We start from the raw sequence: 21,776 nt of genomic DNA, 5'->3' as shown, positions 1-21,776 counted from the left end.
CCCTGCCCATTAGGCCCCCGACCCCCATTACGATTACAGCAGCAGAGGCCCGAGACCCTCTTCAAACTGACGTCACCTGTAAGTCTCGGACAGCGTGTGCTTGCGTTGCCATAAATTCGAATTTACTTCGCTTTAACCGTCCAGAGCTGCTCAAGCTTGGTGGTAAAACTGCTGCTCATGAAATCCCGCCGCATCGCCCATCCGGGCGCGACTGGCACACTCGCCGCACGAAGCGTGCCCCGCCCCCATCGACCATTGATTTCATCCAGAACACTCATCACTTTTTCAGCCTCAACCGGCTGCGAATGCGCGAACAGGTCATCAGTAAACTCACCAGGCTGTCGAAGATCCATAAGCAGTACTTCTGCTTTGCTGTATTTAAACCCCGGTCGAAACAAGCGGTTCACCGCCTCGGTTGCTGCCTTGGTCATCAGCCGCACATCATTAGTGGAATAGGGAAGTTCGACCAGTGCGCCGTTCGCATACTTCGCTTCTTCGGGATTGAACATCCCAGTGCGGATGCTGACTCTGATCTTTTTGCAGAGTGAGTTCTGCGCTCGCAGCTTCTCCGCAGCTCGCTGAGTGTAGGTGGCCACGGCCTCTTTGATTGGCTCGATGTCAGTCAGGCGATTGCCGAACATCCGGCTGCAGCATATCTCCTGTTTAGGGCGCCCTACCTCTCCCAGTTCAAGGCAAGGTGTACCCGCAAGCTCGCGTGCAGTCTTCTCCATTACCACGCTGAATTTTCGCCGCAATGTCCACGGATCCGCTTTGGCCAAGTCCATCGCCGTCTTGATTCCCATAACCTCAAGATGCGCCTTCATTTTTCTACCAACGCCCCACACTTCGCCGACGTCAGTGTTGCGAAGCGTCCAGTCGCGGTTGAACGGGTCGCAGATATCCACCACTCCACCAGTCTTTGATAACAGGCGCTTCGCCGTATGGTTTACCAGTTTTGCCAGCGTTTTCGTACGCGCAATTCCGACACCCACCGGAATGCCAGTACATTTATAGATAGCCGCACGGATGGTGCGGCCGAACGCGGTCAAATCGCCAGGAATGCCAGTCAAATCGGCGAATGCTTCATCGATTTAAAGGAAAGATGTCAACCCATGGGCATCGGTTTGAATGAATATTTGTGAGGGTTTAGATTAGGTATCTGATGCCCATAGACCACAAGCATTTTTCACAAAAATGGATCACGTGGTGTCCACGGCAGATACGCGAATTGTGGCGATGAAAGCTAGCGTGACCAAGATGAGCCCGATCCAACAGTCCAAAGCTCATCCAACCTGGTTGTATAACTGCGGCTCTTAAGCTCTCTCCTCATACCCCATTCAGGTGATACAGGGACGCTTGTGTAATTGCATGGACTTGACCACCCATTTGCATTGCTAATGACCAGTCAATTGCATCCGTGCTGACCAATCGTTTGCATTCGACTTGACCAGCACACGCCGTAGATACGACCGGCAGAGAACGACCCAGAGCCGACATTCATTTTGTGTCACTCAATCGCTGGCCCAGAGGACGGTGTCGTCACATAGAAACAAACAAGGCCGCAATCGCGGCCTTGTTTGTTTCAGGTGTTACTCGTGCGAATGTCCGTGCTCGGCGCTCTCGGAGGTTGCGCCTTTCTCGCCACCGCCGCATGCCGTCATCAGGCCTAGGAAGCAGATCAGAAGCATCGAACGAATCAGAGAAGTTGGGGTTTTCATGGGAAGACTCTACAAAAATGGATGAAAAAAATGGTCTGTGATCAGGCTGAGTCCCGCGTTTTGGCAGAAGGACAACCGTTGCTGGTTTCGGATTACTGTTTGACGTTCAGGTAGTCACCGTTCGTCTTCAACGAAATAGTCACGTCGTTATTGCTGCGATTACGCCAAAACCAGCCGTGAGTACCGTCAAAAATGGCAGTGAACTCACCTTTATCACTTTTGACCTGCTTGCCCTTGTTGTAGCTGTGGAAGTAACCCTTTTCACCGTTGTAGGGCTCGCCATGGGTGTCGTAGTTCACAAGCCCGCCAGCCGCTGCCCATTCATAGCTGACTGTCTTGTTCTTCAGCACTTCAAGTTTGATCTCTGTCCCTTCACCTGGTTTGAGTGTGACGGTCATTTGATTCGACTTCATAGCTGGGGCAGGTGTAGCCGCTGGTTGGGTTGCAGGTAACGCAGCAGGCTGGATTTGCGCAATCTGTGGAGCTGGAGCTACTGCTTGCGGCGGCGCTGCATCCGCCAATGCCTCTTGGGCAAGGATGATCTTCAATTCGCCCATTTGGGTCAGGCCCAGTGCGCGTCCCACACCCGTAGGATCGACGGCATATTCCGAAGGCATGACCACGGTCACCAGCAGACCGACCGCAGTCAGCAGTGCAATGACAGTCGAACGCACCAGTTTGCGAGTGCTAGGCAATTCATTAACGGTTGGAAGCGGAGTATTAAACATGGTCAGAATTCCTTACGCGGAGACAAACAGGCCGGTGATCTGGTAACCCATCAGGAGGAAACCGGCACTCATCATGGCGACGTTGGCGGTATAGGCGTGGCGCCAGAAACTGCCCGTGCGACGCCAATACCCCATCAGAATGAGAATTGCGCTGAGAGCCAGCAATTGGCCGATCTCGACGCCGACGTTGAACGCGATCAGGTTCGGAATCAGGCCATCAGGCGAGATTTCGTACTCCTGGATCTTTGTGGCCAGCCCGAATCCATGGAGCAGGCCGAAGATCAGCGTGGCCACCTTAGTGTTGGGTTGGAAACCGAACCAGCGCTGGAACGCACCCAGGTTATCGAGCGCCTTGTACACCACCGAAAAACCGATAATGGCGTCGATGATGTAGGAGCTGATGCTGACCTCGGTCAGCACGCCAAGCAGCAGCGTGACCGAGTGGCCTACAGCGAACAGCGTGACGTAGAGCCCTACGTCTTTCAGGCGGTAGAGGAAGAAGATCACCCCGAACAGAAACAGCAGGTGGTCGTAGCCCGTCATCATGTGCTTTGCGCCCAGGTAGATGAAGGGCAGCAACATGACGCCGGAACTTTCCTGGATGAAGCCCTTGTCACCTTCCTCGACGGCGTGAGCCATCGCCTCGGGCATCCCGAGGAAAAGTGCAGCGACAAGTAAAAACAACAGCAGTAGCGGGCGGTGCGATGGCGCAGTGAATGCGACAACGCCGCTCATCGAGTGCGAATGCATAGATCAATCCTACGTTGCAGGGATCAAAGGCCGCAGTGCGGCGATGGTCAGGATGCGAACGAAGGACGGGGTGGACGCTCGATCAAGAAAATCGGCGGACGAGGAACGGAATATTGCCGTGCATCAACTCGTATGGACAGCTTCGGCTGTGCAGCCAAACTCAAGGCGGACGTGAGCTGTGGCGTTTCGTGCTGATGGTCAGGGGTCAACGGCGAGTGGTAATGATCCGAGTAGCTCGCACTCGACATGTCTGCCTGTTGCTCATGGGAATGATGGGCGTCTTGCGCAATCTCCCAAACTGGCTGTTTAGATGTCACCGACAACGTATAGGTATGCCCGGCCCAGGCCACAAACATGGCGAGAGCAAGCGCGATTACCACCGTCGTTGTCAGTGTTCTGCTGAACATGGCGTTAGGGATTCAACTCGTTTTATAGGGCTTTTACGCGTTTGACCGCATCCCCCTAGGGGGGATAGGATGCCAGCGTAATTCATTGAGGCCTGAGGCTCAAGTCATGAGTGAGCACGAACACGAACACAGCCATCCCCATACCCACCAAAGTCACGAGGCGATCATCAAGCGTCTAAAGCGGGCGGACGGTCATTTGCGCGGCATCATCACCATGATCGAAGAGGGTCGTGAATGCGTGGACATTGCTCAGCAGCTGCACGCTGTTGAAAAAGCAGTGTGCCAAGCTAAGCGCACGCTGATCCAGGATCACATTGACCACTGCCTGGAGGACACCGTTTCGGCGTTGGGCAATGGCGAGCGTGCGCCGCTGGAAGCGTTTAAACAAATCACTAAGTACCTTTAAGGTCGGATATGCCCAATTTCGCTGAACTGCTGCAACAAGGCGGGGCTCACGCCTGGCTGTATTTCCCGAGCGCGATTCTGCTCGGAGCCTTGCATGGGCTTGAACCGGGCCATTCCAAAACCATGATGGCAGCCTTCATCGTGGCCATTCGTGGCTCGGTAAAACAAGCCGTATTGTTGGGCTTGGCCGCGACGCTGTCGCACACTGCTGTGGTGTGGTTGGTCGCTATCGGCGGCATGTACCTGGGCAAAGGCCTGGATGCGCAAACCACGGAGCCGTACTTCCAGCTTGCCTCATCTGCGCTGATCATCGTGATTGCGCTGTGGATGCTATGGCGTACCTGGCGCGGCGAGCAGATGTTCAAGTTTGAGCAAGGTGATGATCACCACCACGGCGAGCACGACCATGGTCATCATGATGAGACCCATCGAATCGATACCGGCCATGGCCGTATCGAACTGTCGATCTTCGAGGAAGGCATGCCACCGCACTGGCGCCTGAAGACACTGACCGGGCACGCCTGGGCAGCCTCAGATGTTCGCCTGATGACTACTCGTCCGGACGGTAGCACCCAATCGTTCTCTTTCGTTGAGCGCGACGGCTTCCTGGAGTCGGCGGTCGATATTCCGGAACCACATGAGTTCAGTGCTCGGTTGAGTCTTGGGTATGCAGATCACTCCCATGATTACGATCTCCAGTATCAGGAACACGATCACGGGCATGCTCATTCCGAATTGGAAGGCTTAGAGTTGTCGATTGATGGCTATCAGGATGCGCATGAACGTGCTCATGCCAACGATATCCGCAAGCGCTTCACCAATCGCGAGGTCACCACGGGCCAGATCGTTATGTTCGGCCTGACTGGCGGTCTGATTCCTTGTCCGGCAGCCATTACCGTTCTGTTGCTATGTCTTCAGGTTAAAGAAGTCGCGCTGGGAGGCATGCTTGTCCTGTGTTTCAGCATCGGATTGGCGCTCACCTTAGTCACTGTCGGTGCTGCTGCGGCAATTGGTGCTAAGCAGGCCTCCAACCGTTGGCCTTGGCTGGGCACCTTGGCTCGTCGAGCGCCGTACCTGTCCAGCGTGCTGATCATTGGTGTTGGTCTGTACGTGGGCTTCCATGGCTGGATCGGCCTGAACGCGTGAGGCAAGTCTTTCGTGTTTGAACTCACGAGCTACATTGGTCTGTTCGTGGCGGCATTCGGTGCCGCCACGTTATTGCCAATGCAGTCTGAAGCCGCGCTGGTCGGGATGTTGCTCTCCGACCGGTACGTCGTTTCTACGCTCTTGGCAGTCGCCACTTTTGGCAACGTGCTTGGCTCCGCACTGAACTGGCTTCTGGGCCGTTCCGTTGAGCGATTTCGCCACAAGCGCTGGTTCCCCCTGAGCGAGAGCAAGTTAGAAAAAGCTCAGCATTCCTATCTGCGCTACGGGCGCTGGTCACTGTTGTTGAGCTGGGTGCCCATCATTGGCGACCCGCTGACAGTCGTCGCTGGAGTCATGCGCGAGCCACTCTGGAGTTTCCTGCTGATTGTCACCTTGGCCAAGGGCGTGCGTTATCTCGTGCTGACCGCCGTCACACTGGGGTGGGCATGACGATGCCTACTGTCCCGCTTTCCCCACTCAAGAGCCGAAGCAGTAGCCTGGATCTGATCAAGTGGCTAGCGATGTTGACCATGGTTATCGATCACTTGCGGTTGGTGTGGCCGGAGTTGAGCAATCTGTTCATTCCGGGGAGACTTTCCTTTCCGTTGTTCTGTGTCGCTATTGCAGCCAACGTGGCGCGCTCCAAACAGGGTGAATTGCTGACGGCTGCGACGGTCGATACCTTGCATTGATGCTGTTGTTCGCCGCCATTTCAGAAGTGCCTTATCGCTACATCAGCACCTCGGGATCATTAAACGTGTTGGTGACGCTGGCATTGGGACTGGTGATTGCCTGATGATCGCGGGCCTCTTTGCCGCTTGGGTTCTATCTCGCCATGGTTGGCAGTGGTTGTTTTGGGTTGGCGGTTCAATGCCCGTATTGTTAAGTTTGCTGCTCTTCGTGTTTCTGCCCGAGTCCCCTCGCTATTTGGCGCGCCACCAACGACGCTGGCCCGAACTTATTCATATTCTAAAACGCATGGGGCACACCATCTCAGAGAGTTCTGAGTTCGCCGACAGTGCAGAACGTGCATCACCTAAGAAGTTAGGCTTTAAAGCTCTGTTTCAGGCGGCTTTCGCGCGGGACACTATTGCCATATGTCTGGCATTTTTCAGCGTCGTGCTATCACTGTATAGCGCTTTCAACTGGCTACCGGCCGTACTCTCGGCCGAGGGCCTATCGATGGCGTTGGCCAGTCAGGCCCTGGCCGCCCATAACCTGGGGGGGGTGCTAGGTTCGCTATTTTGCGCCTATGCCATCACCAGATTTGGGTCACGCGTTCCGTTGTTGATCTGTGCGTCCCTAGCCGCCCTGAGCGCTTTTGCGATGTTGGGCCTCGATATCAGTCATAACGCTGGTTTAGTCATTGCCGGCTTTGGCATCCACGGTTTCTTTGTTAATGCCGTACAGACCTCGCTCTATGGCTTGTGCGCCTATGTCTATCCGACAGAGGTTCGTGCAACTGGCATGGCTACAGCCCTGGCGTTCGGCAGGATGGGGGGCATTTTGAGTGCCTTCATTGGAGCGGCTGTGATCACTTTTGGTGGCCTCTCCGGCTACCTGGTAATGCTCGGCGCCGGCATGGCCGCCGCCGTCATCGCGTTGTTGCTAGTACGCAGTCACCTGCCTGGCAAGAAAAGCTCCGCTCGCTTGGCTACTGCCAATGCGCACTAGAGAAGAGAGGTGGCGCCGTTTTTAAACTAATACCAAGAGGGCGACCATTGTAGGTTTGCTCCGACGAATCGAGGTGAACCGGAAACTCGCTCACCACCTTCCTGAATGAAAAGCCGCCTGCTTCAAGGGAATAAAAATAATGAATCCCGCATACATTCACGCCCGTAAAAAACTGATGTTGGTCATGATCATAATTGGCGCACCAGCGCGCTCTCCCCCCGCTACGGCCGACTTTATCGATGACAGTAAGGCCCGAATTGAAATGCGTAACTTCTACCTCAACCGCGATTTCCGTCAGGACAATGCACCGCAGTCCATGGCCGCTGAATGGGCCCAGAGCTTCACGGCGCGGATCGAGTCTGGCTACACCGATGGCACGTTCGGCTTTGGCCTCGATGCCCTCGGGAAATTAGGGGTCAAGCTCGACTCCAGCCCTGACCGGCGAGGAACCGGTCTACTGCCATATGGCCCCGATAGCCGCGAACCGGCCGACGAGTTCAGCACGCTGGGCTTGACCGGCAAATTGCGCGTATCCAAAAGCGTACTGAAAATCGGTACCCTACAACCGCTGCTACCAGTGGCGACCTATAATGACAATCGTATGCTGGCCTCCACTTTCCAGGGCGGCTTGCTGACCAGCCAGGAGATCAGCGGCCTGACGGTCAATACCGGACGTCTGACCAAAACCAATCTGCGCGACTCGTCGAGCAATGACGACATCGGTTACGGCATCGCCAGCAGCGACCGCTTCGATTTTGCCGGTGGCAGCTACGCCTTCAACCCGCAACTGAACCTAAGCTACTACTACGGTAAGCTCGATCAGATCTATCGCCAGCAGTTCGTCGGTCTGGTACACACCCAGCCGTTGGGCAATGGCTTCAGCCTACGCAGCGACCTGCGCTACTTCGACAGCCGCGGCGACGGCGCCGAACGCGCCGGGCGCATTGACAACCGCAACTTCAACAGCATGTTCACCTTGGCCCAGGGCGCGCACAAAGTCAGCGCCACCTGGCAGCAGTTGTCCGGTGCCAGCGCCTTCCCGTTTCTCAACGGTGGCGATCCCTACGTGGTCAACCTGGTGACCTACAACACCTACACCCGCGCCGACGAGGACTCCTGGCAACTGCAACTTCGCCGCCCAGGGCATTCCCGGCCTGACCTTTATGACCCGTTACACCGACGGCCGTCACGCCAAGACCGCCAGCCTCGATAACGGCACAGAGCGCGAACGCGACACCGATATCGCGTATGTCATCCAGAGCGGGGTATAAAGGACGTCAGCATACGCTGGCGCAACGTGACGTTTCGCTCAGGCAATGGCTTGACCACCGCTGTCGATGAGAACCGAATAATCCTCGGTTACACCTTGGCACTATGGTGATCCCTGTCTGGCGCCACCGTTTATTCTCGAAGATCATCATCTGGACGAGATCGCCGAAAAACTCGTTCACGCTGTGAACATCACGCTTAAAGGTCTCTGAGGAATTATCATCATGGCTATTCAATCGCGACTGAGTTCCTTGACCGAAGCGAACATGGATGAAGCCCAGCGCGCAGTTCTCAAGGATATCCTCAGCGGCCCGCGAGGTAATCTGGACGGTCCGTTCCTGGCCTGGATTCATAGTCCGGAACTGGCCAACCATGCTCAGCGGCTTGGCGCGTTCTGTCGTTATGGCACTCGCCTGGAACTGCGTTTGACCGAACTGGCGATCCTGTTTACCGCTTCATGGTGGCAGTCCCAGGCCGAGTGGCAGATTCATGAACCGATCGCGCGCTCGGCGGGTCTATCTGACCAGATAATCGAGGCGCTGCGCCAGAAGGCATTCCCGCAATTCACCCAAGTAGATGAACTGCTGGTGTATCGAGTGGGTAAGACGCTGTACGAGACTCACCGTATCGACGACGGTCTTTATGCAGAAGCTATTCAAGCGTTTGGAGAGCCCGCTGTCGTCGAGTTGATAGGGCTCTTCGGATATTACGCACTTGTCGCGATGACCCTGAATGTTTTCTCTGTTCGCCGTGATACCGATGCACCACTGCCGTTCGTAGAGTCATAAACGCTTTTATGATTAGACAGGGCTCAGTGGCAAGCGGGCACTGGTGACAGTAATACCGGGGCTTGATCATAGTTAATGCGAACCGCAACGCTCATTCAGCGGGGAAAGTAGAGCACGACCAGGCAAATCGAATCATCCTTGATTTGTGGAGGTACGGACCGTTCGCTTTTGGCCGTTACGTTACTGATCTTGCGCCGGCAAAACGCCAACATGATGTGGAATGACTGCTTATGGCCGATTGTGTTGAAAAAAAGTCGGTTTTTTCAAACTGCCGAAAAATTGATCGGTAAAAGCTCCCTCTAGCACGCTGCTACGTGAAATCTCAGTCCGAATGCTTCTGCGAAAATTCTGGATTTCAATCTCAGGCGCTTACTTTTTTTCCATGGAAACTAAGGCCGGCTTTTTCAACATAATCGGCCGTTAGCGGCCTCAAGATTGCGTGTCAGTGTCGCGGACTGGCTTTAGCACTATCGATCCGCCGATCAACTCGATGCTCAAGGAATCACCCAAACCGACGTTCATTTCTGCAAGGAGATCCTGTGGGAGATCGATAATGACATCTCCGCTGCCATCACCAGGATCTTGGCATTTTACGATTGTCCGCAAGGATTCACTCATAGGGAAGGCCCTCCCGGGATTGATGGGGTTCTATGCTACGCCCGCATGGCTCCTACTGACAGCTATCGGCCAGAAGCGGACGATGAAGCATAGACCGGGGATGTCTGCCAGAGCGGGGCAGTACAAGCAGTCATTCAATGCGTTTACAAAAGTAGGGTCGATTCAGCCGGATGCGCTTTTTTTGATTCAAACCCCTGCGAAGTGTAATAGATTACTTATTGAACATTTTGTAAAAACCCGTAACATAGCCCACCATGATACTCGAACAGCTCAAAGCCCTGGGCAATGACACTCGCATGCAAATGATGGAGTGGCTCAAAGACCCCCTCAGTAATTTCCCACCTCAAGATCATGGCGATCCTGCTATAGGGGTGTGCGTAACCCATTTGCAGCACAAGGCAGGGCTTTCGCCTTCTACCGCGTCTGCACACTTAGCTATCTTGCAACGTGCAGGCTTCGTGCTAACTACCCGCATCGGAAAATGGACTTACTACCGGCGCAACGAGGAGGCGATTGATGACTTTGCGGCTAGGTTGACCATGGAATTGTAATTTTTAACCTCTCATTTCGTTATTTCGCGAAACTAGAAAACAAAAGGAAACTCTCATGAGCAGCAAAACTATTTTTGTCCAACCCGGTGGTGGCTATGAAAAGGTTGTGGTTGGCAGCAGCGAAGTCCGAGCCGCAGTGCGTGGCGAAATCACCGTGCGCCTTCACGCCAACTCGCTGAACTACCACGACTTCGCGGTGGTCAGTGGTATGTGGGGCCCTAGCGAAAAGCGCATTCCCATGGCCGATGGTGCAGGTGAAGTCATTGCTGTCGGCCCAGATGTCACTGAATTCAAGGTGGGTGACTCAGTCGTCAGCACCTTCTTCCCGGAGTGGATCAGCGGTGCGCCACTGGTTGAAGGCTTTGTTAGCGTGCCAGGTGATGGCATCGACGGCTACGCTCGTGAGCAAGTGACGGCCAAAGCCACATCGTTCACCCTCGCGCCGACTGGATACAGCCATGCTGAAGCGTCGACGCTTACCACCGCCGGCCTTACTGCATGGCGCGCCCTGATGGCCGATGACTCACTCAAGCCGGGCGACACCGTGCTCGTCCAAGGCACTGGTGGCGTTTCAATTTTCGCCCTGCAGTTCGCTAAAATGGCCGGTGCTACCGTCATTGCTACCTCTTCAAGCGACGAAAAACTTGAACGTCTGAAAGCCCTAGGCGCTGATCATGTGATCAATTACCGCAAAGACCTTAACTGGGGCGAAACTGCACGCGCTCTAACGGGTGGGCGTGGCGTTGATCACATCATAGAAGTCGGCGGCCCTGCAACGCTTGAGCAATCGATGATTGCAATTCGGGTTGCTGGTCACATCTCCGTCATAGGGATATTGAGTGGCGTAAGCGGTGCAATGAATTTTGTACCGGCACTGATCAAGCAAGTGCGTCTGCAGGGTGTATTGGTGGGCAGCCGCAGCCAGCAGCAAGCCATGATCCGAGCCATCAATGCTAATGGTATGCGCCCGATTATTGATCGTCATTTCCCTTTGAGCGAGATTGTCGAAGCGTTCAAGTATCAGGAGACCAACCAGCATTTTGGCAAAATATGCCTGGATATCTAAGCGCGCATGAATGGGCATGATCCGTATGCCTATCAAAGATGTGCTGATGCCGCTGCCGACGCAGCGGGCGAGAGAGATTTCCGAATTGCTGCCGCATAAATGGCAACCGGTTTAGTTACGCAAATCGGGATACTTCCGCACTTACCGTATTTTGGCAATGCCAACGTAGATCGGGCTGGAGAACGCTTCTCTGGTCTGGTCTGGTACTTTTAGTGGCTGTGACCCTGGTCTGCCATTTAAGTATGTACGCGTTAGAGCGATACTAGAGGCATAGATGGAGCCGAGGACATCAAGGACAGATAACAAATGAGAAAGAAGTTTTCGGAATCTGAAGTGTCCGGGCGACTGGTAAAATTAGCACTGATATCGGGAGCGTTGGTATCTGCCTATCTAGCAACGCGAGATTGGGCAATGTTCCTACCTAATTTTGGGGTCTTTTGGACACCTCATGTGCTTCTCCTGTGCATGCTTTGGGCAATGCGATCTGAATTGCTCGAACGCAAAGCTGCCTATGTCAGGTGGACTTTGCGCCGATCAATTCAGTGTTTTAACGCACTACTTCTCCAAGTCAGCATTCAAACGCTCGCCGGCATAGACCTGAGCTTCCTGGGCTTTTTGCACCACAGCTGCGGTACCAAAGAACTCGTGGGTTACTCCTGGATAGAGCCTGCGTTCGACGCTCACTCCTGCGCTTCGCAGCGCCTGTTCCAGCTGAGCGCCGTCGTCACGTAACGGGTCAATCTCGGCGTTGATCAATGTGACCGGAGGCAGACCTTGAAGATTGGCGTGCACAAGGTCGATGCGCGGATCTTTGGTATCGGCTTGGCTGGAAGTGGCTTGCGAAATGAACCACAGCATCATCGGACGGTTGAGGGGAATCGCATCGGCGTACTTCAAATACGACTCAGTGTCGATGTTCGACTGGGCTACAGGATAAACCGACAGCACATGCTTCGGAGCAGTCAGCCCCGCTTTATGAGCTGCTACCGCCGTCGCGACGGCAAGGTTCCCACCTGCGCTCTCGCCAGCAAGCGCAAGACGCTTCGGATCACCATTCACCGAAGACGCTTTGGTTGTCAGCCAACGGTAAGCAGCTAGGGCATCTTCATGTGCGGCGGGGAATTTGCTCTCCGGGGCGAGTCGATAGTCCACGGAAACGACAACAGCGTTGGCCTGCTTCGCTAGACCTCGTGCGCCGCCGTCATAAACTTTGCGGTCGGCGAAAACCCACCCGCCTCCGTGAAAATACAACACCACTGGAAACGGCCCTGCGCCTTCTGGCGTATATACCGTCGCGGGCATCGAGCCTGCAGCGCCCGGCACTTGGATCTCGCGAGTGGTGACGCCTGGCACAAGTACTGTGGGCGTGCTGTCGCGCTTCTGGTCAGCCAGTACCCTTTTGACGGCGTCGGCCATGGTCGGTTGCTGGCGAGCTTCGGCTGGTGTGATCTTCTCAACTGCTTTGCCGTCTAAGCTGGCAAATTTATTCAGCACTTTCTGCATGTCCGAATCAGTGCGCAGCATGCTTTTGGTACCGCTGACAGCAAGCTGAGACACTGAAGGTTTGTCAGGGTCTCGATCACATCCGCTCAAGAAGGTAACGACTCCGATTGCTGAAAGTGCGATGGCCAGTTTGCGATGTTTTGTAATCATTATTTTTTCCTCACACCGACAGGCCGCCTTAATTGCGCGCTGCGCCACGGGCGGGCCTTTTCGGTGCTTAGTTATCACGGTTTATGACCTCCTCGGTATTTTCGGCGCAAGCGAAGGCATCAGGTTCATCCACTTTTTAATCAGCCGGTTTGAGCACAACCTTTGTCCAGCCATTGTCACGCGCATCGAAGTGCTTATAGGCGTCGGGCCCATCAGCGAGCTTCAGGCGGTGAGAAATGATCTGCGCGGGGTTAGCTCGCCCGTGGTGAATGAGTTCCGCCAACCTCCGGTTGTAGACTTTGACGTTGGCCTGGCCCGTGCGAATTTGCTGCCCCTTGAACCAGAATGCACCGAAGTCGAAGGCCATCTTGCCTTCCTTTGCGAGTTCATTTTTTGCATCAGGATCTTTCGGTATGAATACGCCGACGACCCCTATTCCACCGGTAGCCTTTGTCGAGGCAACGAGGTTGTTCATCGTCAGGTGATTGGCTTCATGACCATGGCGGTCGCAGCATTGATAACCCACACATTCGCAACCACGATCCGTGCCTTTGCCATGAGTCAGATTGAGTATCTGATCCACCGCTTCTTTCTCCAAGGAGTTTATCGGTGTGGCACCCATTTGAGCCGCCAGCTTCAGACGATCTGGATGATTGTCGACCACGAATACTTGGGAGGCACCTTTGATCATGGCGGAGTGGGCAGCCATCAATCCGACCGGGCCGGCACCGTAAATCGCGATGCTCTCACCGGGTAATAGACCGGCTAGTTCAGTCGCATGCCAACCGGTGGGAAAGATATCAGACAGCATCACGTAGTCATCTTCACGCTCTTGCGCGTCTTCGGGCAGCACCAGGCAGTTGAAGTCGGCGTAGGGCACGCGAAGTAATTCAGCCTGCCCTCCTTGATATGGCCCCATTTCTGCGAATCCATAAGCAGCGCCCGCATTACCGGGATTGGCGGTCAGACAAAAACCCGTCAGGCCTTTCTCGCAGTTTTCGCAAAACCCGCAGCCGATATTGAACGGCAGACAAACGCGATCCCCGACCTTTACCCGATCAACACCGGCCCCGACCTCAATCACCTCACCGAGATTCTCGTGTCCAAATACGCGCCCAGTCTCGAACGAAGTCCGACCCTCGTACATGTGCAGATCTGAACCACAGATGTTGGTCGTGGTGATTCGAACTAGAACATCTGTGGATTTTTCAATTTTGGCATCCGGGACATTTTGCACGCTCACGTCACGCGGGCCGTTGTAAACGATTGCTTTCATATTGTTCTCCTATTAGCAAAACGAAGGAAAATTTCGCCTGCTCAGACTTATCTGTCATAGGGAAAGGAACGTATGTTCAATATTTAAAACCGACGGGTGACGAGCGGTTAATCGATAGAGTTTGCGTAGAAAATACTGAATTTTTTGCCGACGCGAGCGTCTATTTTTCGAGCGCACATCAGAAGATTAATGATCTATGCAGCATGACCTGAAAGTAGCAAAGGTGCGGATTCAAATAGTTCAGGGAAAGCACGCTTCAATGCCCCGGCATTACCTGAAGAGCGCGACTTAGAAGGAGATGAAGAGCTTGGCCTATCTGGATTGGATTCAATGGCCTGCGATGTTGGTTACGGTGCTTGCCGCCTGGCTGATTGGGTCTCAGCGTCCCGCTAGGAGAATGACGGGATTTATCTGTTTCATCTTAAGCAACGTTTTGTGGGTGATTTGGGGCGCGTACGCCGAAGCCTACGGCCTTATCGTCTTGCAGATCTGCCTTTGTCTCATGAACCTACGTGGGTTTAAAAAGAACTTCGAAGGAAAATAGGAATGCGACATCACGACGCTCGATAGCCCTTGAGATTCTTCTTGAAGCCTCGGGCGTTCATCCCAGAAGTACGCATTCTAGGAGCAGGGCCAGCACTCACTTGCGGGTTAAGTGCGGGCAGTCCAAGTGAAGTGCTGAGGGAGGTCAAATATTCGCCAATCCCGCCACGACATTTGTAATCCCTGCGTGCGCTGGTGATCACCGGGTTCGTTGCCGTCCATACGATGCGAGCGCCGATCCTCTCAAGATCAGCTACAAGGTGAACATCTTCATTTGTGGCGAGATGCTGAAATCCGCCGACGTTTCGATAGGCTTCAGCACTCAGTCCAAGATTTGCGCCGTGGATATGGCGATGGTTCTCGATGAACTGGTACAGCTCCAGATACCTAGCGCGCACCAACTTACCATGTTCATTCCAGGTATCCACTTCGACCGTTCCACAAACCGCGTCAACCCCGAAATCGACTTGGCGAACAAGCCAATCGGGAGGAACACAGTATCGGCATCTGTGAATGCAAGCCACTGTGCTCCGGCGCTGAGTAATTTCTCCGCGCCAGTCGCTCTGGCCTTACCCACATTCTGAAAAGATACGTCGAGTTTTGCTACGCCTTGAGCCGAAACCAATTGAGCAGTGTTGTCCGAGCAATCGTCCAGGATGACAACTACCATGACCATCTGACCTCGAAGGCCTGGGTGCCTAGTGGCAAGCAGGACAGATGATAGGCAGTCGGTGATGTGTTTTTCTTAGTTATGGGCGGGTATCATGACACCGATCACTACGTTTCATCCTTCTAGCAAAGTGTTTGGTCTCCAGTAGTGGACACTTCGCTTTAACAGAAGGTTTAACGAATGTAAGAGGTCTGCCGACTTATTGGCCTCACTCCATCACGGCCGCATGAACAAAGCACAGTTTGTTACCTTCAGGGTCTCGGCAATAAGCATCAAAGTAATCGTTTGAATACTGTGGACAAAATCCCGGCGCCCCCTCATCCGTCCCCCCCATGGCGATAGCCACTTCCACACTGTTCTAACCTTCTCTGGGGAGTTGGCTGCAAGGCTTACCTGAGCACCATTAGCCTTAACCAAAATAGTCCGGGGACGCTTTAGCCGAGTCAACGGCCCAAAACTAGCTGCCGAAGCGACACTACTGGGTGCTGAACTCCTCAACCGCGTCGGCAAACTGCTGCCCAACGTCGTGTGCCGTTTATCCGACGCGCCTCAAGCCGACTAAACCAAACGCCCTCGAAACTCCTCCACACATTACTGTCCGTTAAAAATCGAGAGGGTGAATGATGAAAGCCATCGTAATCGACCGCTTTGGTGGGCCTGAGGTGATGAAAGTCAGTGACATCAGCAAACCGGAACCTAAAGACGATGAAGTTTTGGTGAAGAACATGGCGGTGGGCGTCAACCCAGTCGACTTCAAAATTCGCGAAGGACAATATCCGGAGGTCAAGGAAGATAAATTGCCGTTGACGATGGGACGTGAAGTCGCCGGTGTCATAGAGGCCATCGGTAAAGACGTCACAGGATTTAAAGAAGGCGACCGTGTCTTCGCTATGATTGGTGCTGACGGGGGTTATGCGGAATATTCACGTGTACCAACGGTGCACTTAGCGCTCGTTCCCTTTTTTATGGACTGGACGCACGCGGCCGGTGTACCTCTGGCTGCGCACACTGCTTGGCAGGCGCTAGTGGAATACGGCCAACTGGAGCAAGGACAGAAAGTGCTGATCCATGGAGGAACTGGAGGGGTTGGGCACTTCGCGGTGCAGTTCGCTCGGGTGAAAGGGGCTGAAGTTTACGCAACAGCTTCAACCGAAAGCTTAAAGTTCCTCCAAGAGCTTGGGGTCGACCGAGCCATCGATTACAAGAAAGAGAAGTTTGAGGAGATCTGTAAGGACTTCGATCTTGTGATTGATTTAATCGGAGGAGAGACTCAGGCCCGTTCTTGGCGGGTACTAGGCGAAGGGGGAAGGTTGGTTTCCACGTTGGAAATGCCGGATGCAGGTCATCCCGAAGCGGCGGGCAAAACTGGAAGTCGCTTTACCGCTCGTCCTGATGGTCTTCAATTGGCCGAAATTGCCGGCTTACTTGAAGCAGGCCAAGTTCGGGTCTTCATCGAACAAACATTCGATCTAGACCAAGCGGCGAAGGCATTGGACGTCATAGCGAACCAGCATGTCCATGGCAAGGTGGTACTACTCGTTTAGCCGTGACACCGAGCGCCAACAAGCATTTATATTCGGCTGACGTCGGCTGATATGTCGCCCTACGGGACAGCAGCCAGCAGTCACTATCCAGGTGCATGGGTCACGGTTTGTTGAACACATTAAGCGTTTATACGTCCAATCTTACTTCGTCAATTAGCCTCGGGGCCGAGAACGGAAAGTGATGCCAAGGGTCACGGAGCTCTAGTCGCACGGCTCGCGCCCTTGTTGATAAAAATGGGAAGTAAACGTGCGTAAGTGAAAATTGGATGGTAACCGGCCAGCAAACACACCTTCCTGACCCCACTGCCAAAGGCGATGGTGTCCACCTCAATTTAAGTGGACACCACTTCTAGCCTTTTAAGAGGGTCTTTCATGCAGCCACAACGTCGTTCCTATTCCAGGTCGTTCAAGGCCCAAGTCATTCAAGAGTGCGCCCAACCTGGGGCCTCGATTGCCAACGTTGCGCTGAGCCACAGCCTCAACGCGAACCTCGTCCACAAGTGGATTCGGCTGCAAACGCAGAAAAGCATGGCGCTGCATCCCGCTTTTGTTTCACTGCCCATGCCACTCGCCAGCACTGAGTCGCAAGCGGCATCATCGACTATCAGCGTTGAGATCCAGCATCTGCGCGGCACCGTTAAAGTGAACTGGCCAACTGAAAGTGCTGCTGCCTGTGCAACCTTTCTTCGAGATCTGTTGCGATGATCCGCATCGACGCCATATGGCTCGCCACCGAGCCCATGGACATGCGCGCGGGCACTGACACAGCGCTGGCGCGGGTGGTGGCCGTGTTCGGTGCGGCGCAGCCGCACTGTGCTTATCTGTTTGCCAACCGTCGCGCCAATCGCATGAAAGTGCTGGTGCACGATGGGTTGGGTATCTGGCTGGCGGCGCGCCGACTGCATCAAGGCAAGTTTTTCTGGCCGGGATCTCGGCACGGCTCACAGGTGGAGTTGGGTGCCGAACAACTGCATGCCCTGGTGCTGGGTTTACCTTGGCAACGCGTTGGGCAAAACAGTGCGATCACCCTGATGTAATCACTGCCATGGCCAGCGTCGCCGCGCAATTGTCCGATGAGCCTATCGTCAGTGTTGGCCTGTTCTGACAAAATCGGCGGCATGACTTTGCTTCCTGATTTCGACCAATTAAACCCTGAACAACTGCGCGCTATTGCCGCGCAGCTGATGCAGCGTGTCGAGACTCTCGATCAAAAAGTCGAGTCCATGGACAAGCAGATCCATCACTACAAAACGGTCAACGACAAGCTGACCCACGAGATCGCACAGCTCAAGCGTTTCAAGTTTGCCAAGCGCAGCGAGCAACTAAACCCGTATCAAACCAGCCTGCTCGATGACGTGATCGATGCCGATATCGCGGCCATCGAAGCTGAGCTTGAGGCGTTGCAACCGGTTCCATCCCCGACCGTAGCTCGGCAAAAACCTAAACGCACCGCCTTGCCGCCCGAGTTTCCACGCACGCCCATCCATCACGAACCGGACAACACTCACTGCCAATGCGGCTGCGCCCTCAAGCGTATCGGCGAGGATGTCAGCGAGAAACTCGACTACACGCCCGGCGTGTTCACGGTTGAACAACACATCCGTGGCAAGTGGGTCTGTGAGGACTGCGAGACCCTGATCCAGGCACCTGTTCCTGCGCAGGTCATCGACAAAGGCATCCCCACAGCAGGTTTGCTGGCTCAAGTGATGATCGCTAAATACGGTGATCATTTGCCACTGTACCGTCAGGAAAAGATCTTTGGCCGGGCCGGCCTCGCCATCCCGCGCTCGACCTTGGCGCAGTGGGTCGGCACTTGCGGTGTGCAACTGCAACCACTGGTTGATGCTCTGCGCGAATTGGTGCTTGGACACAACGTGGTGCACGCCGATGAAACGCCGGTACAGGTGCTCATGCCTGGCTCGAAGAAAACCCATCGGGCCTACGTCTGGGCCTATGCAACCACCGCGTCTGCCGATATCCGCGCAGTGGTGTACGACTTCAGCCCAAGCCGCTCGGGCGAGCATGCACGCAACTTCCTGCAAGACTGGAAAGGCAAGCTGGTGTGCGACGATTTTGGTGGTTACAAGGCCAGTTTTGCACTCGGTGTCACCGAAATCGGCTGCATGGCCCATGCGCGGCGCAAGTTCTTCGATCTGCACGCCACGAACAAAAGCACGCTCGCCGAGCAAGCTCTGCGCTATATCCAGTTGCTGTACGAAATCGAAAGTGAAATCCGCGACCTGGAGCCCGACGTACGGCGACGAATACGACAAGAAAAAGCCGTCCCCGTGATGAACATGATGCACACCTGGATGATCGCCCAGCGCGAGCTGGTGCACGATGGCGTGGCCATCGCCAAGGCTCTGGATTACAGCCTGAAACGCTGGACGGCGTTGTCACGTTATCTGGATGACGGCGCGGTGCCTATTGATAACAACCACATCGAGCAGCAAATCCGGCCATGGGCGCTCGGACGCAAGAACTGGCTCTTTGCAGGGTCGTTACGCAGCGGACAACGCGCGGCTGCGCTGATGAGCTTGATCCAATCGGCCAAGCTTAACGGGCATGATCCGTATGCTTATCTCAAAGATGTATTGACGCGGCTGCCGACGCAGCGCGCCAGTGAGATCGCCAAGTTGTTGCCGCATAACTGGTTGCCGTCGCGCAACCTGTAATGCCCGTTCGCTTACACACCATCGCCCTTATCATCAGGATTGCCATGCGCCAAAGAACCTCTTATCCCCAACCCTTTAAAGCCCAGATTGTCCAGGAGTGCCTGCAACCTGGCGTGTCGCTAGCCACCGTAGCTCAGCGCCACGGCATCAACGCCAACTTGGTTCGAAAGTGGATTCCTGTTTATCGTGATTGCCAAGCTCCAGCGTTGCCCGCTTTCGTTCCGATGAAACTACCATCCCCACCAAGACCCGATCAGCAAATATCCGTCAACATCGAGTTTCCTTACGGCCAGCAAAACCTCACTGTGAGGTGGCCATCTACAGACCCTGTAGGGTGTGCCCGTTTTATCCGTGAGCTTGCTCAATGATCCGCATCAACGCCATCTGGCTCGCCACTGAACCCATGGATATGCGGGCTGGCACCGAGACTGCTTTGGCCAGAGTCGTTACGGTATTTGGTGCGGCGAAGCCGCACTGCGCCCATCTCTTTGCCAATCGACGGGCCAACCGAATGAAAGTGCTGGTTCACGATGGGATTGGTGTTTGGCTGGCGGCACGGCGGTTGAATCAAGGCAAATTTCACTGGCCAGGCATTCGACAAGGTAGCGAGCTGGAACTGGATACCGAGCAACTTCAGACCTTGGTACTTGGCCTGCCGTGGCAGCGCGTTGGCGCTGGCGGTGCAATCACGATCCTTTAAAAAGGCTGTAATTAACGTCTGAGTCTGCTGCCGTAGGCGGTCTGCTTTGGTAAAATCCATGGCATGACTTCCTTGCCCAACCTCGACCAAATGACCCACGACCAACTGCGCGCCCTCGCTGCGCAGTTGATGTCGAAGGTCGACACCATGGGCAGAAAGATCCATCGCGATCAAACCATCATCGAACAGCTGACTCACGAGATCGCGATCCTCAAGCGGCACAGGTTTGCCAAGCGCAGCGAGCAGATCAGCCCTGAGCAAGGCAGCTTGCTCGACGATCTGTGAGGCTATCGACGCTGAGCTGACGGCACTCCAGCCGGCTCCGGTTCCAGAAGAGGTGCGCCAAAAACCAAAGCGCGCACCGTTGCCGCCGCAGTTTCCACGCAACGTCATTCATCACGAACCGGAAAACACTCAGTGCACTTGCGGTTGCCAGCTTCAGCGCATCGGCGAGGACGTCAGCGAGAAGCTGGATTACACGCCAGGCGTGTTCACAGTCGAGCAACATGTACGTGGAAAATGGGCCTGCCCTCAGTGCGAAACACTTATCCAAGCGCCGGTACCGGCCCAAGTGATCGACAAGGGCATTCCGACCGCAGGTCTGCTGGCTCATGTGATGGTGGCGACGTTCGTTGACCACTTGCCGCTGTATCGGCAGGAGAAAATCTTCGGGCGCGCCGGTTTAGCGATCCCTCGCTCAACGCTGGCCCAATGGGTCGGACAGACCGGTGTCCAGCTTCAGCCCCTGGTTGATGCCTTGCGAGAGGTCGTACTGGCGCAGCGAGTTGTCCACGCCGATGAGACGCCGGTACAGATGCTTGCGCCCGGACAGAAGAAAACGCACCGCGCTTATGTCTGGGCTTACTGCACCACGCCGTTTTTCGGCGCTCAAGGCTGTGGTCTATGACTTCAGTCCGAGCCGCGCCGGTGAGCATGCGCGTAACTTCCTCGGCTCGTGGAACGGCAAGCTGGTATGCGATGACTTTGCTGGCTACAAAGCTGGCTTCGAAAAAGGCATGACCGAAATCGGCTGCATGGCTCACGCCCGTCGCAAGTTTTTCGATCTGCACGTGGCAAATAAAAGCCAGCTGGCTGAACAGGCGCTGCACTCGATTGGCGGCTTGTACGAAATTGAACGCCAAGCGCGAGACATGAGTGACGAGGATCGCTGGCGAATACGACAAGAAAAAGCAGCACCATTGGCGAAAGCACTGCACGAGTGGATGTTGACCCAGCGCGATCTTGTGCCCAACGGATCAGCGACGGCCAAAGCCTTGGATTACAGCCTTAAACGCTGGGTAGCGCTGACGCGCTACCTTGATGACGGAGCTGTGCCAATCGACAATAATCCGGTCGACAATCAGATCTGGCCGTGGGCACTTGGGCGTTCGACCTGGTTGTTTGCTGGATCGCTTCGCAGTGGGAAGCGGGCGGCGGCGATCATGAGTTTGATCCAGTCTGCACGGATGAATGGGCATGATCCGTATGCCTATCTCAAAGATGTGCTGACGCGGCTGCCGACGCAGCGGGCGAGTGATATCGAACAGCTATTGCCGCATCAGTGGGCGTCCGTTTGACCACGCAGGTGCAGGGGG

General features: G+C 54.8%; 20 protein-coding genes and 8 pseudogenes. 18 read left to right on the top strand and 10 right to left on the bottom strand.

Annotated elements, in window-relative coordinates:
- Positions 1 to 122 precede the first annotated feature (122 nt).
- From RHM59_RS22255 to RHM59_RS22235, 5 genes and pseudogenes are all read right to left on the bottom strand, one after another.
- Positions 123 to 1,091: pseudogene (locus RHM59_RS22255) on the bottom strand (DUF4113 domain-containing protein); the annotation flags it as partial.
- A 152-nt stretch (positions 1,092 to 1,243) separates the two neighbouring features.
- Positions 1,244 to 1,357: pseudogene (locus tag RHM59_RS22250) on the bottom strand (DUF4113 domain-containing protein); the annotation flags it as partial.
- 453 nt (positions 1,358 to 1,810) lie between these two features.
- Positions 1,811 to 2,446, bottom strand: coding sequence for a transmembrane anchor protein (locus RHM59_RS22245; RefSeq protein ID WP_322285429.1), 636 nt, complete (start codon positions 2,444 to 2,446; stop codon positions 1,811 to 1,813).
- A gap of 12 nt (positions 2,447 to 2,458) precedes the next feature.
- Positions 2,459 to 3,196: a HupE/UreJ family protein gene (locus RHM59_RS22240; protein ID WP_322285428.1), complete on the bottom strand. Its 738-nt coding sequence runs from the start codon at positions 3,194 to 3,196 to the stop codon at positions 2,459 to 2,461.
- 47 nt (positions 3,197 to 3,243) lie between these two features.
- Complete coding sequence (locus RHM59_RS22235; RefSeq protein WP_322285427.1) at positions 3,244 to 3,603, bottom strand: hypothetical protein; 360 nt, start codon at positions 3,601 to 3,603, stop codon at positions 3,244 to 3,246.
- Between the two features lie 106 nt (positions 3,604 to 3,709).
- On the opposite strand from RHM59_RS22235, the gene RHM59_RS22230 reads away from it, so the two are divergent.
- From RHM59_RS22230 to RHM59_RS22200, 7 genes and pseudogenes are all read left to right on the top strand, one after another.
- A complete protein-coding gene (locus tag RHM59_RS22230) occupies positions 3,710 to 4,009 on the top strand; it encodes a metal-sensing transcriptional repressor (RefSeq protein WP_032894820.1) in 300 nt (99 codons plus the stop codon).
- Positions 4,010 to 4,017: 8 nt separating this feature from the next.
- Positions 4,018 to 5,154, top strand: a complete 1,137-nt coding sequence (locus RHM59_RS22225; RefSeq protein WP_322285426.1) for a nickel/cobalt efflux protein RcnA — start codon at positions 4,018 to 4,020, stop codon at positions 5,152 to 5,154.
- Positions 5,155 to 5,166: 12 nt separating this feature from the next.
- Positions 5,167 to 5,604, top strand: a complete 438-nt coding sequence (locus tag RHM59_RS22220) for a YqaA family protein (protein ID WP_322285425.1) — start codon at positions 5,167 to 5,169, stop codon at positions 5,602 to 5,604.
- Positions 5,601 to 5,947 (top strand): annotated as a pseudogene (locus RHM59_RS22215) (TraX family protein); the annotation flags it as partial. The gene RHM59_RS22220 and the pseudogene RHM59_RS22215, both read left to right, overlap by 4 nt.
- A 2-nt stretch (positions 5,948 to 5,949) precedes the next feature.
- Positions 5,950 to 6,828 carry an MFS transporter gene (locus RHM59_RS22210; protein WP_322285424.1) on the top strand — a complete coding sequence of 293 codons (879 nt, stop codon included), beginning with the start codon at positions 5,950 to 5,952 and terminating at the stop codon, positions 6,826 to 6,828.
- A gap of 175 nt (positions 6,829 to 7,003) precedes the next feature.
- Positions 7,004 to 8,209, top strand: a pseudogene (locus RHM59_RS22205) (OprD family porin).
- Positions 8,210 to 8,321: 112 nt separating this feature from the next.
- A complete protein-coding gene (locus RHM59_RS22200) occupies positions 8,322 to 8,885 on the top strand; it encodes a carboxymuconolactone decarboxylase family protein (protein ID WP_322285423.1) in 564 nt (187 codons plus the stop codon).
- Positions 8,886 to 9,314: 429 nt separating this feature from the next.
- Here RHM59_RS22200 and RHM59_RS22195 read toward each other — a convergent pair whose 3' ends face one another.
- The gene (locus RHM59_RS22195; RefSeq protein ID WP_322285422.1) at positions 9,315 to 9,503 is read right to left on the bottom strand and encodes an AbrB/MazE/SpoVT family DNA-binding domain-containing protein; all 189 of its coding nucleotides are present in this window, start codon (positions 9,501 to 9,503) and stop codon (positions 9,315 to 9,317) included.
- Between the two features lie 254 nt (positions 9,504 to 9,757).
- Here RHM59_RS22195 and RHM59_RS22190 point away from each other — a divergent pair, with 254 nt between their 5' ends.
- The 3 genes and pseudogenes from RHM59_RS22190 to RHM59_RS25595 form a co-directional block, all read left to right on the top strand.
- On the top strand, positions 9,758 to 10,054 hold the full coding sequence (locus tag RHM59_RS22190; RefSeq protein ID WP_322285421.1) for a metalloregulator ArsR/SmtB family transcription factor: 297 nt from the start codon (positions 9,758 to 9,760) through the stop codon (positions 10,052 to 10,054).
- A gap of 55 nt (positions 10,055 to 10,109) precedes the next feature.
- Positions 10,110 to 11,120 carry an NAD(P)-dependent alcohol dehydrogenase gene (locus tag RHM59_RS22185; RefSeq protein ID WP_322285420.1) on the top strand — a complete coding sequence of 337 codons (1,011 nt, stop codon included), beginning with the start codon at positions 10,110 to 10,112 and terminating at the stop codon, positions 11,118 to 11,120.
- Positions 11,121 to 11,235, top strand: a pseudogene (locus RHM59_RS25595) (transposase domain-containing protein); the annotation flags it as partial.
- Positions 11,236 to 11,675: 440 nt separating this feature from the next.
- On the opposite strand, the gene RHM59_RS22180 reads toward RHM59_RS25595, so the two are convergent.
- Positions 11,676 to 12,821 (bottom strand): alpha/beta hydrolase, encoded by a 1,146-nt coding sequence (locus RHM59_RS22180; protein WP_322285419.1) that lies wholly within the window; start codon positions 12,819 to 12,821, stop codon positions 11,676 to 11,678.
- Positions 12,822 to 12,909: 88 nt separating this feature from the next.
- Positions 12,910 to 14,049: a glutathione-independent formaldehyde dehydrogenase gene (locus RHM59_RS22175; RefSeq protein ID WP_322285418.1), complete on the bottom strand. Its 1,140-nt coding sequence runs from the start codon at positions 14,047 to 14,049 to the stop codon at positions 12,910 to 12,912.
- Positions 14,050 to 14,356: 307 nt separating this feature from the next.
- On the opposite strand from RHM59_RS22175, the gene RHM59_RS22170 reads away from it, so the two are divergent.
- Complete coding sequence (locus tag RHM59_RS22170; RefSeq protein WP_416195038.1) at positions 14,357 to 14,593, top strand: hypothetical protein; 237 nt, start codon at positions 14,357 to 14,359, stop codon at positions 14,591 to 14,593.
- Positions 14,594 to 14,726: 133 nt separating this feature from the next.
- On the opposite strand, the pseudogene RHM59_RS22165 reads toward RHM59_RS22170, so the two are convergent.
- Positions 14,727 to 15,328, bottom strand: a pseudogene (locus RHM59_RS22165) (glycosyltransferase); the annotation flags it as partial.
- A 142-nt stretch (positions 15,329 to 15,470) separates the two neighbouring features.
- A pseudogene (locus tag RHM59_RS22160) lies at positions 15,471 to 15,667 on the bottom strand (VOC family protein); the annotation flags it as partial.
- 215 nt (positions 15,668 to 15,882) lie between these two features.
- Here RHM59_RS22160 and RHM59_RS22155 point away from each other — a divergent pair.
- From RHM59_RS22155 to tnpC (RHM59_RS22125), 7 genes and pseudogenes are all read left to right on the top strand, one after another.
- Positions 15,883 to 16,806: an NADP-dependent oxidoreductase gene (locus RHM59_RS22155; protein WP_322285416.1), complete on the top strand. Its 924-nt coding sequence runs from the start codon at positions 15,883 to 15,885 to the stop codon at positions 16,804 to 16,806.
- Between the two features lie 372 nt (positions 16,807 to 17,178).
- Positions 17,179 to 17,511, top strand: coding sequence for an IS66-like element accessory protein TnpA (tnpA, locus tag RHM59_RS22150; protein ID WP_322285415.1), 333 nt, complete (start codon positions 17,179 to 17,181; stop codon positions 17,509 to 17,511).
- Positions 17,508 to 17,843, top strand: coding sequence for an IS66 family insertion sequence element accessory protein TnpB (gene tnpB / locus RHM59_RS22145; protein ID WP_322285414.1), 336 nt, complete (start codon positions 17,508 to 17,510; stop codon positions 17,841 to 17,843). Before tnpA (RHM59_RS22150) ends, tnpB (RHM59_RS22145) begins: the two co-directional genes overlap by 4 nt.
- A gap of 81 nt (positions 17,844 to 17,924) precedes the next feature.
- On the top strand, positions 17,925 to 19,481 hold the full coding sequence (tnpC, locus tag RHM59_RS22140; protein WP_322285413.1) for an IS66 family transposase: 1,557 nt from the start codon (positions 17,925 to 17,927) through the stop codon (positions 19,479 to 19,481).
- Positions 19,481 to 19,849 (top strand): IS66-like element accessory protein TnpA, encoded by a 369-nt coding sequence (tnpA, locus tag RHM59_RS22135; RefSeq protein ID WP_322285412.1) that lies wholly within the window; start codon positions 19,481 to 19,483, stop codon positions 19,847 to 19,849. Before tnpC (RHM59_RS22140) ends, tnpA (RHM59_RS22135) begins: the two co-directional genes overlap by 1 nt.
- Entirely contained in the window at positions 19,846 to 20,181 is a 336-nt protein-coding gene (gene tnpB / locus RHM59_RS22130) for an IS66 family insertion sequence element accessory protein TnpB (RefSeq protein WP_322285411.1), read from the top strand. Before tnpA (RHM59_RS22135) ends, tnpB (RHM59_RS22130) begins: the two co-directional genes overlap by 4 nt.
- Before the next feature lie 63 nt (positions 20,182 to 20,244).
- Positions 20,245 to 21,758 (top strand): annotated as a pseudogene (tnpC, locus tag RHM59_RS22125) (IS66 family transposase).
- Positions 21,759 to 21,776 lie beyond the last annotated feature (18 nt).

Source organism: Pseudomonas sp. MH10 (genome assembly GCF_034353045.1).
GTDB lineage: Bacteria > Pseudomonadota > Gammaproteobacteria > Pseudomonadales > Pseudomonadaceae > Aquipseudomonas.
Note: the sequence above shows the minus strand (reverse complement) of the source record. Positions and strands in the feature narration are given on the sequence as shown.

Coding starts and splice junctions, on each gene's coding strand:
- RHM59_RS22245 (WP_322285429.1), bottom strand. CDS start 2,446: ATGTTTAATACTCCGCTTCCAACCGTTAATGAATTGCCTAGCACTCGC.
- RHM59_RS22240 (WP_322285428.1), bottom strand. CDS start 3,196: ATGCATTCGCACTCGATGAGCGGCGTTGTCGCATTCACTGCGCCATCG.
- RHM59_RS22235 (WP_322285427.1), bottom strand. CDS start 3,603: ATGTTCAGCAGAACACTGACAACGACGGTGGTAATCGCGCTTGCTCTC.
- RHM59_RS22230 (WP_032894820.1), top strand. CDS start 3,710: ATGAGTGAGCACGAACACGAACACAGCCATCCCCATACCCACCAAAGT.
- RHM59_RS22225 (WP_322285426.1), top strand. CDS start 4,018: ATGCCCAATTTCGCTGAACTGCTGCAACAAGGCGGGGCTCACGCCTGG.
- RHM59_RS22210 (WP_322285424.1), top strand. CDS start 5,950: ATGATCGCGGGCCTCTTTGCCGCTTGGGTTCTATCTCGCCATGGTTGG.
- RHM59_RS22200 (WP_322285423.1), top strand. CDS start 8,322: ATGGCTATTCAATCGCGACTGAGTTCCTTGACCGAAGCGAACATGGAT.
- RHM59_RS22195 (WP_322285422.1), bottom strand. CDS start 9,503: ATGAGTGAATCCTTGCGGACAATCGTAAAATGCCAAGATCCTGGTGAT.
- RHM59_RS22190 (WP_322285421.1), top strand. CDS start 9,758: ATGATACTCGAACAGCTCAAAGCCCTGGGCAATGACACTCGCATGCAA.
- RHM59_RS22185 (WP_322285420.1), top strand. CDS start 10,110: ATGAGCAGCAAAACTATTTTTGTCCAACCCGGTGGTGGCTATGAAAAG.
- RHM59_RS22175 (WP_322285418.1), bottom strand. CDS start 14,049: ATGAAAGCAATCGTTTACAACGGCCCGCGTGACGTGAGCGTGCAAAAT.
- RHM59_RS22155 (WP_322285416.1), top strand. CDS start 15,883: ATGATGAAAGCCATCGTAATCGACCGCTTTGGTGGGCCTGAGGTGATG.
- tnpA (WP_322285415.1), top strand. CDS start 17,179: ATGCAGCCACAACGTCGTTCCTATTCCAGGTCGTTCAAGGCCCAAGTC.
- tnpB (WP_322285414.1), top strand. CDS start 17,508: ATGATCCGCATCGACGCCATATGGCTCGCCACCGAGCCCATGGACATG.
- tnpC (WP_322285413.1), top strand. CDS start 17,925: ATGACTTTGCTTCCTGATTTCGACCAATTAAACCCTGAACAACTGCGC.
- tnpA (WP_322285412.1), top strand. CDS start 19,481: ATGCCCGTTCGCTTACACACCATCGCCCTTATCATCAGGATTGCCATG.
- tnpB (WP_322285411.1), top strand. CDS start 19,846: ATGATCCGCATCAACGCCATCTGGCTCGCCACTGAACCCATGGATATG.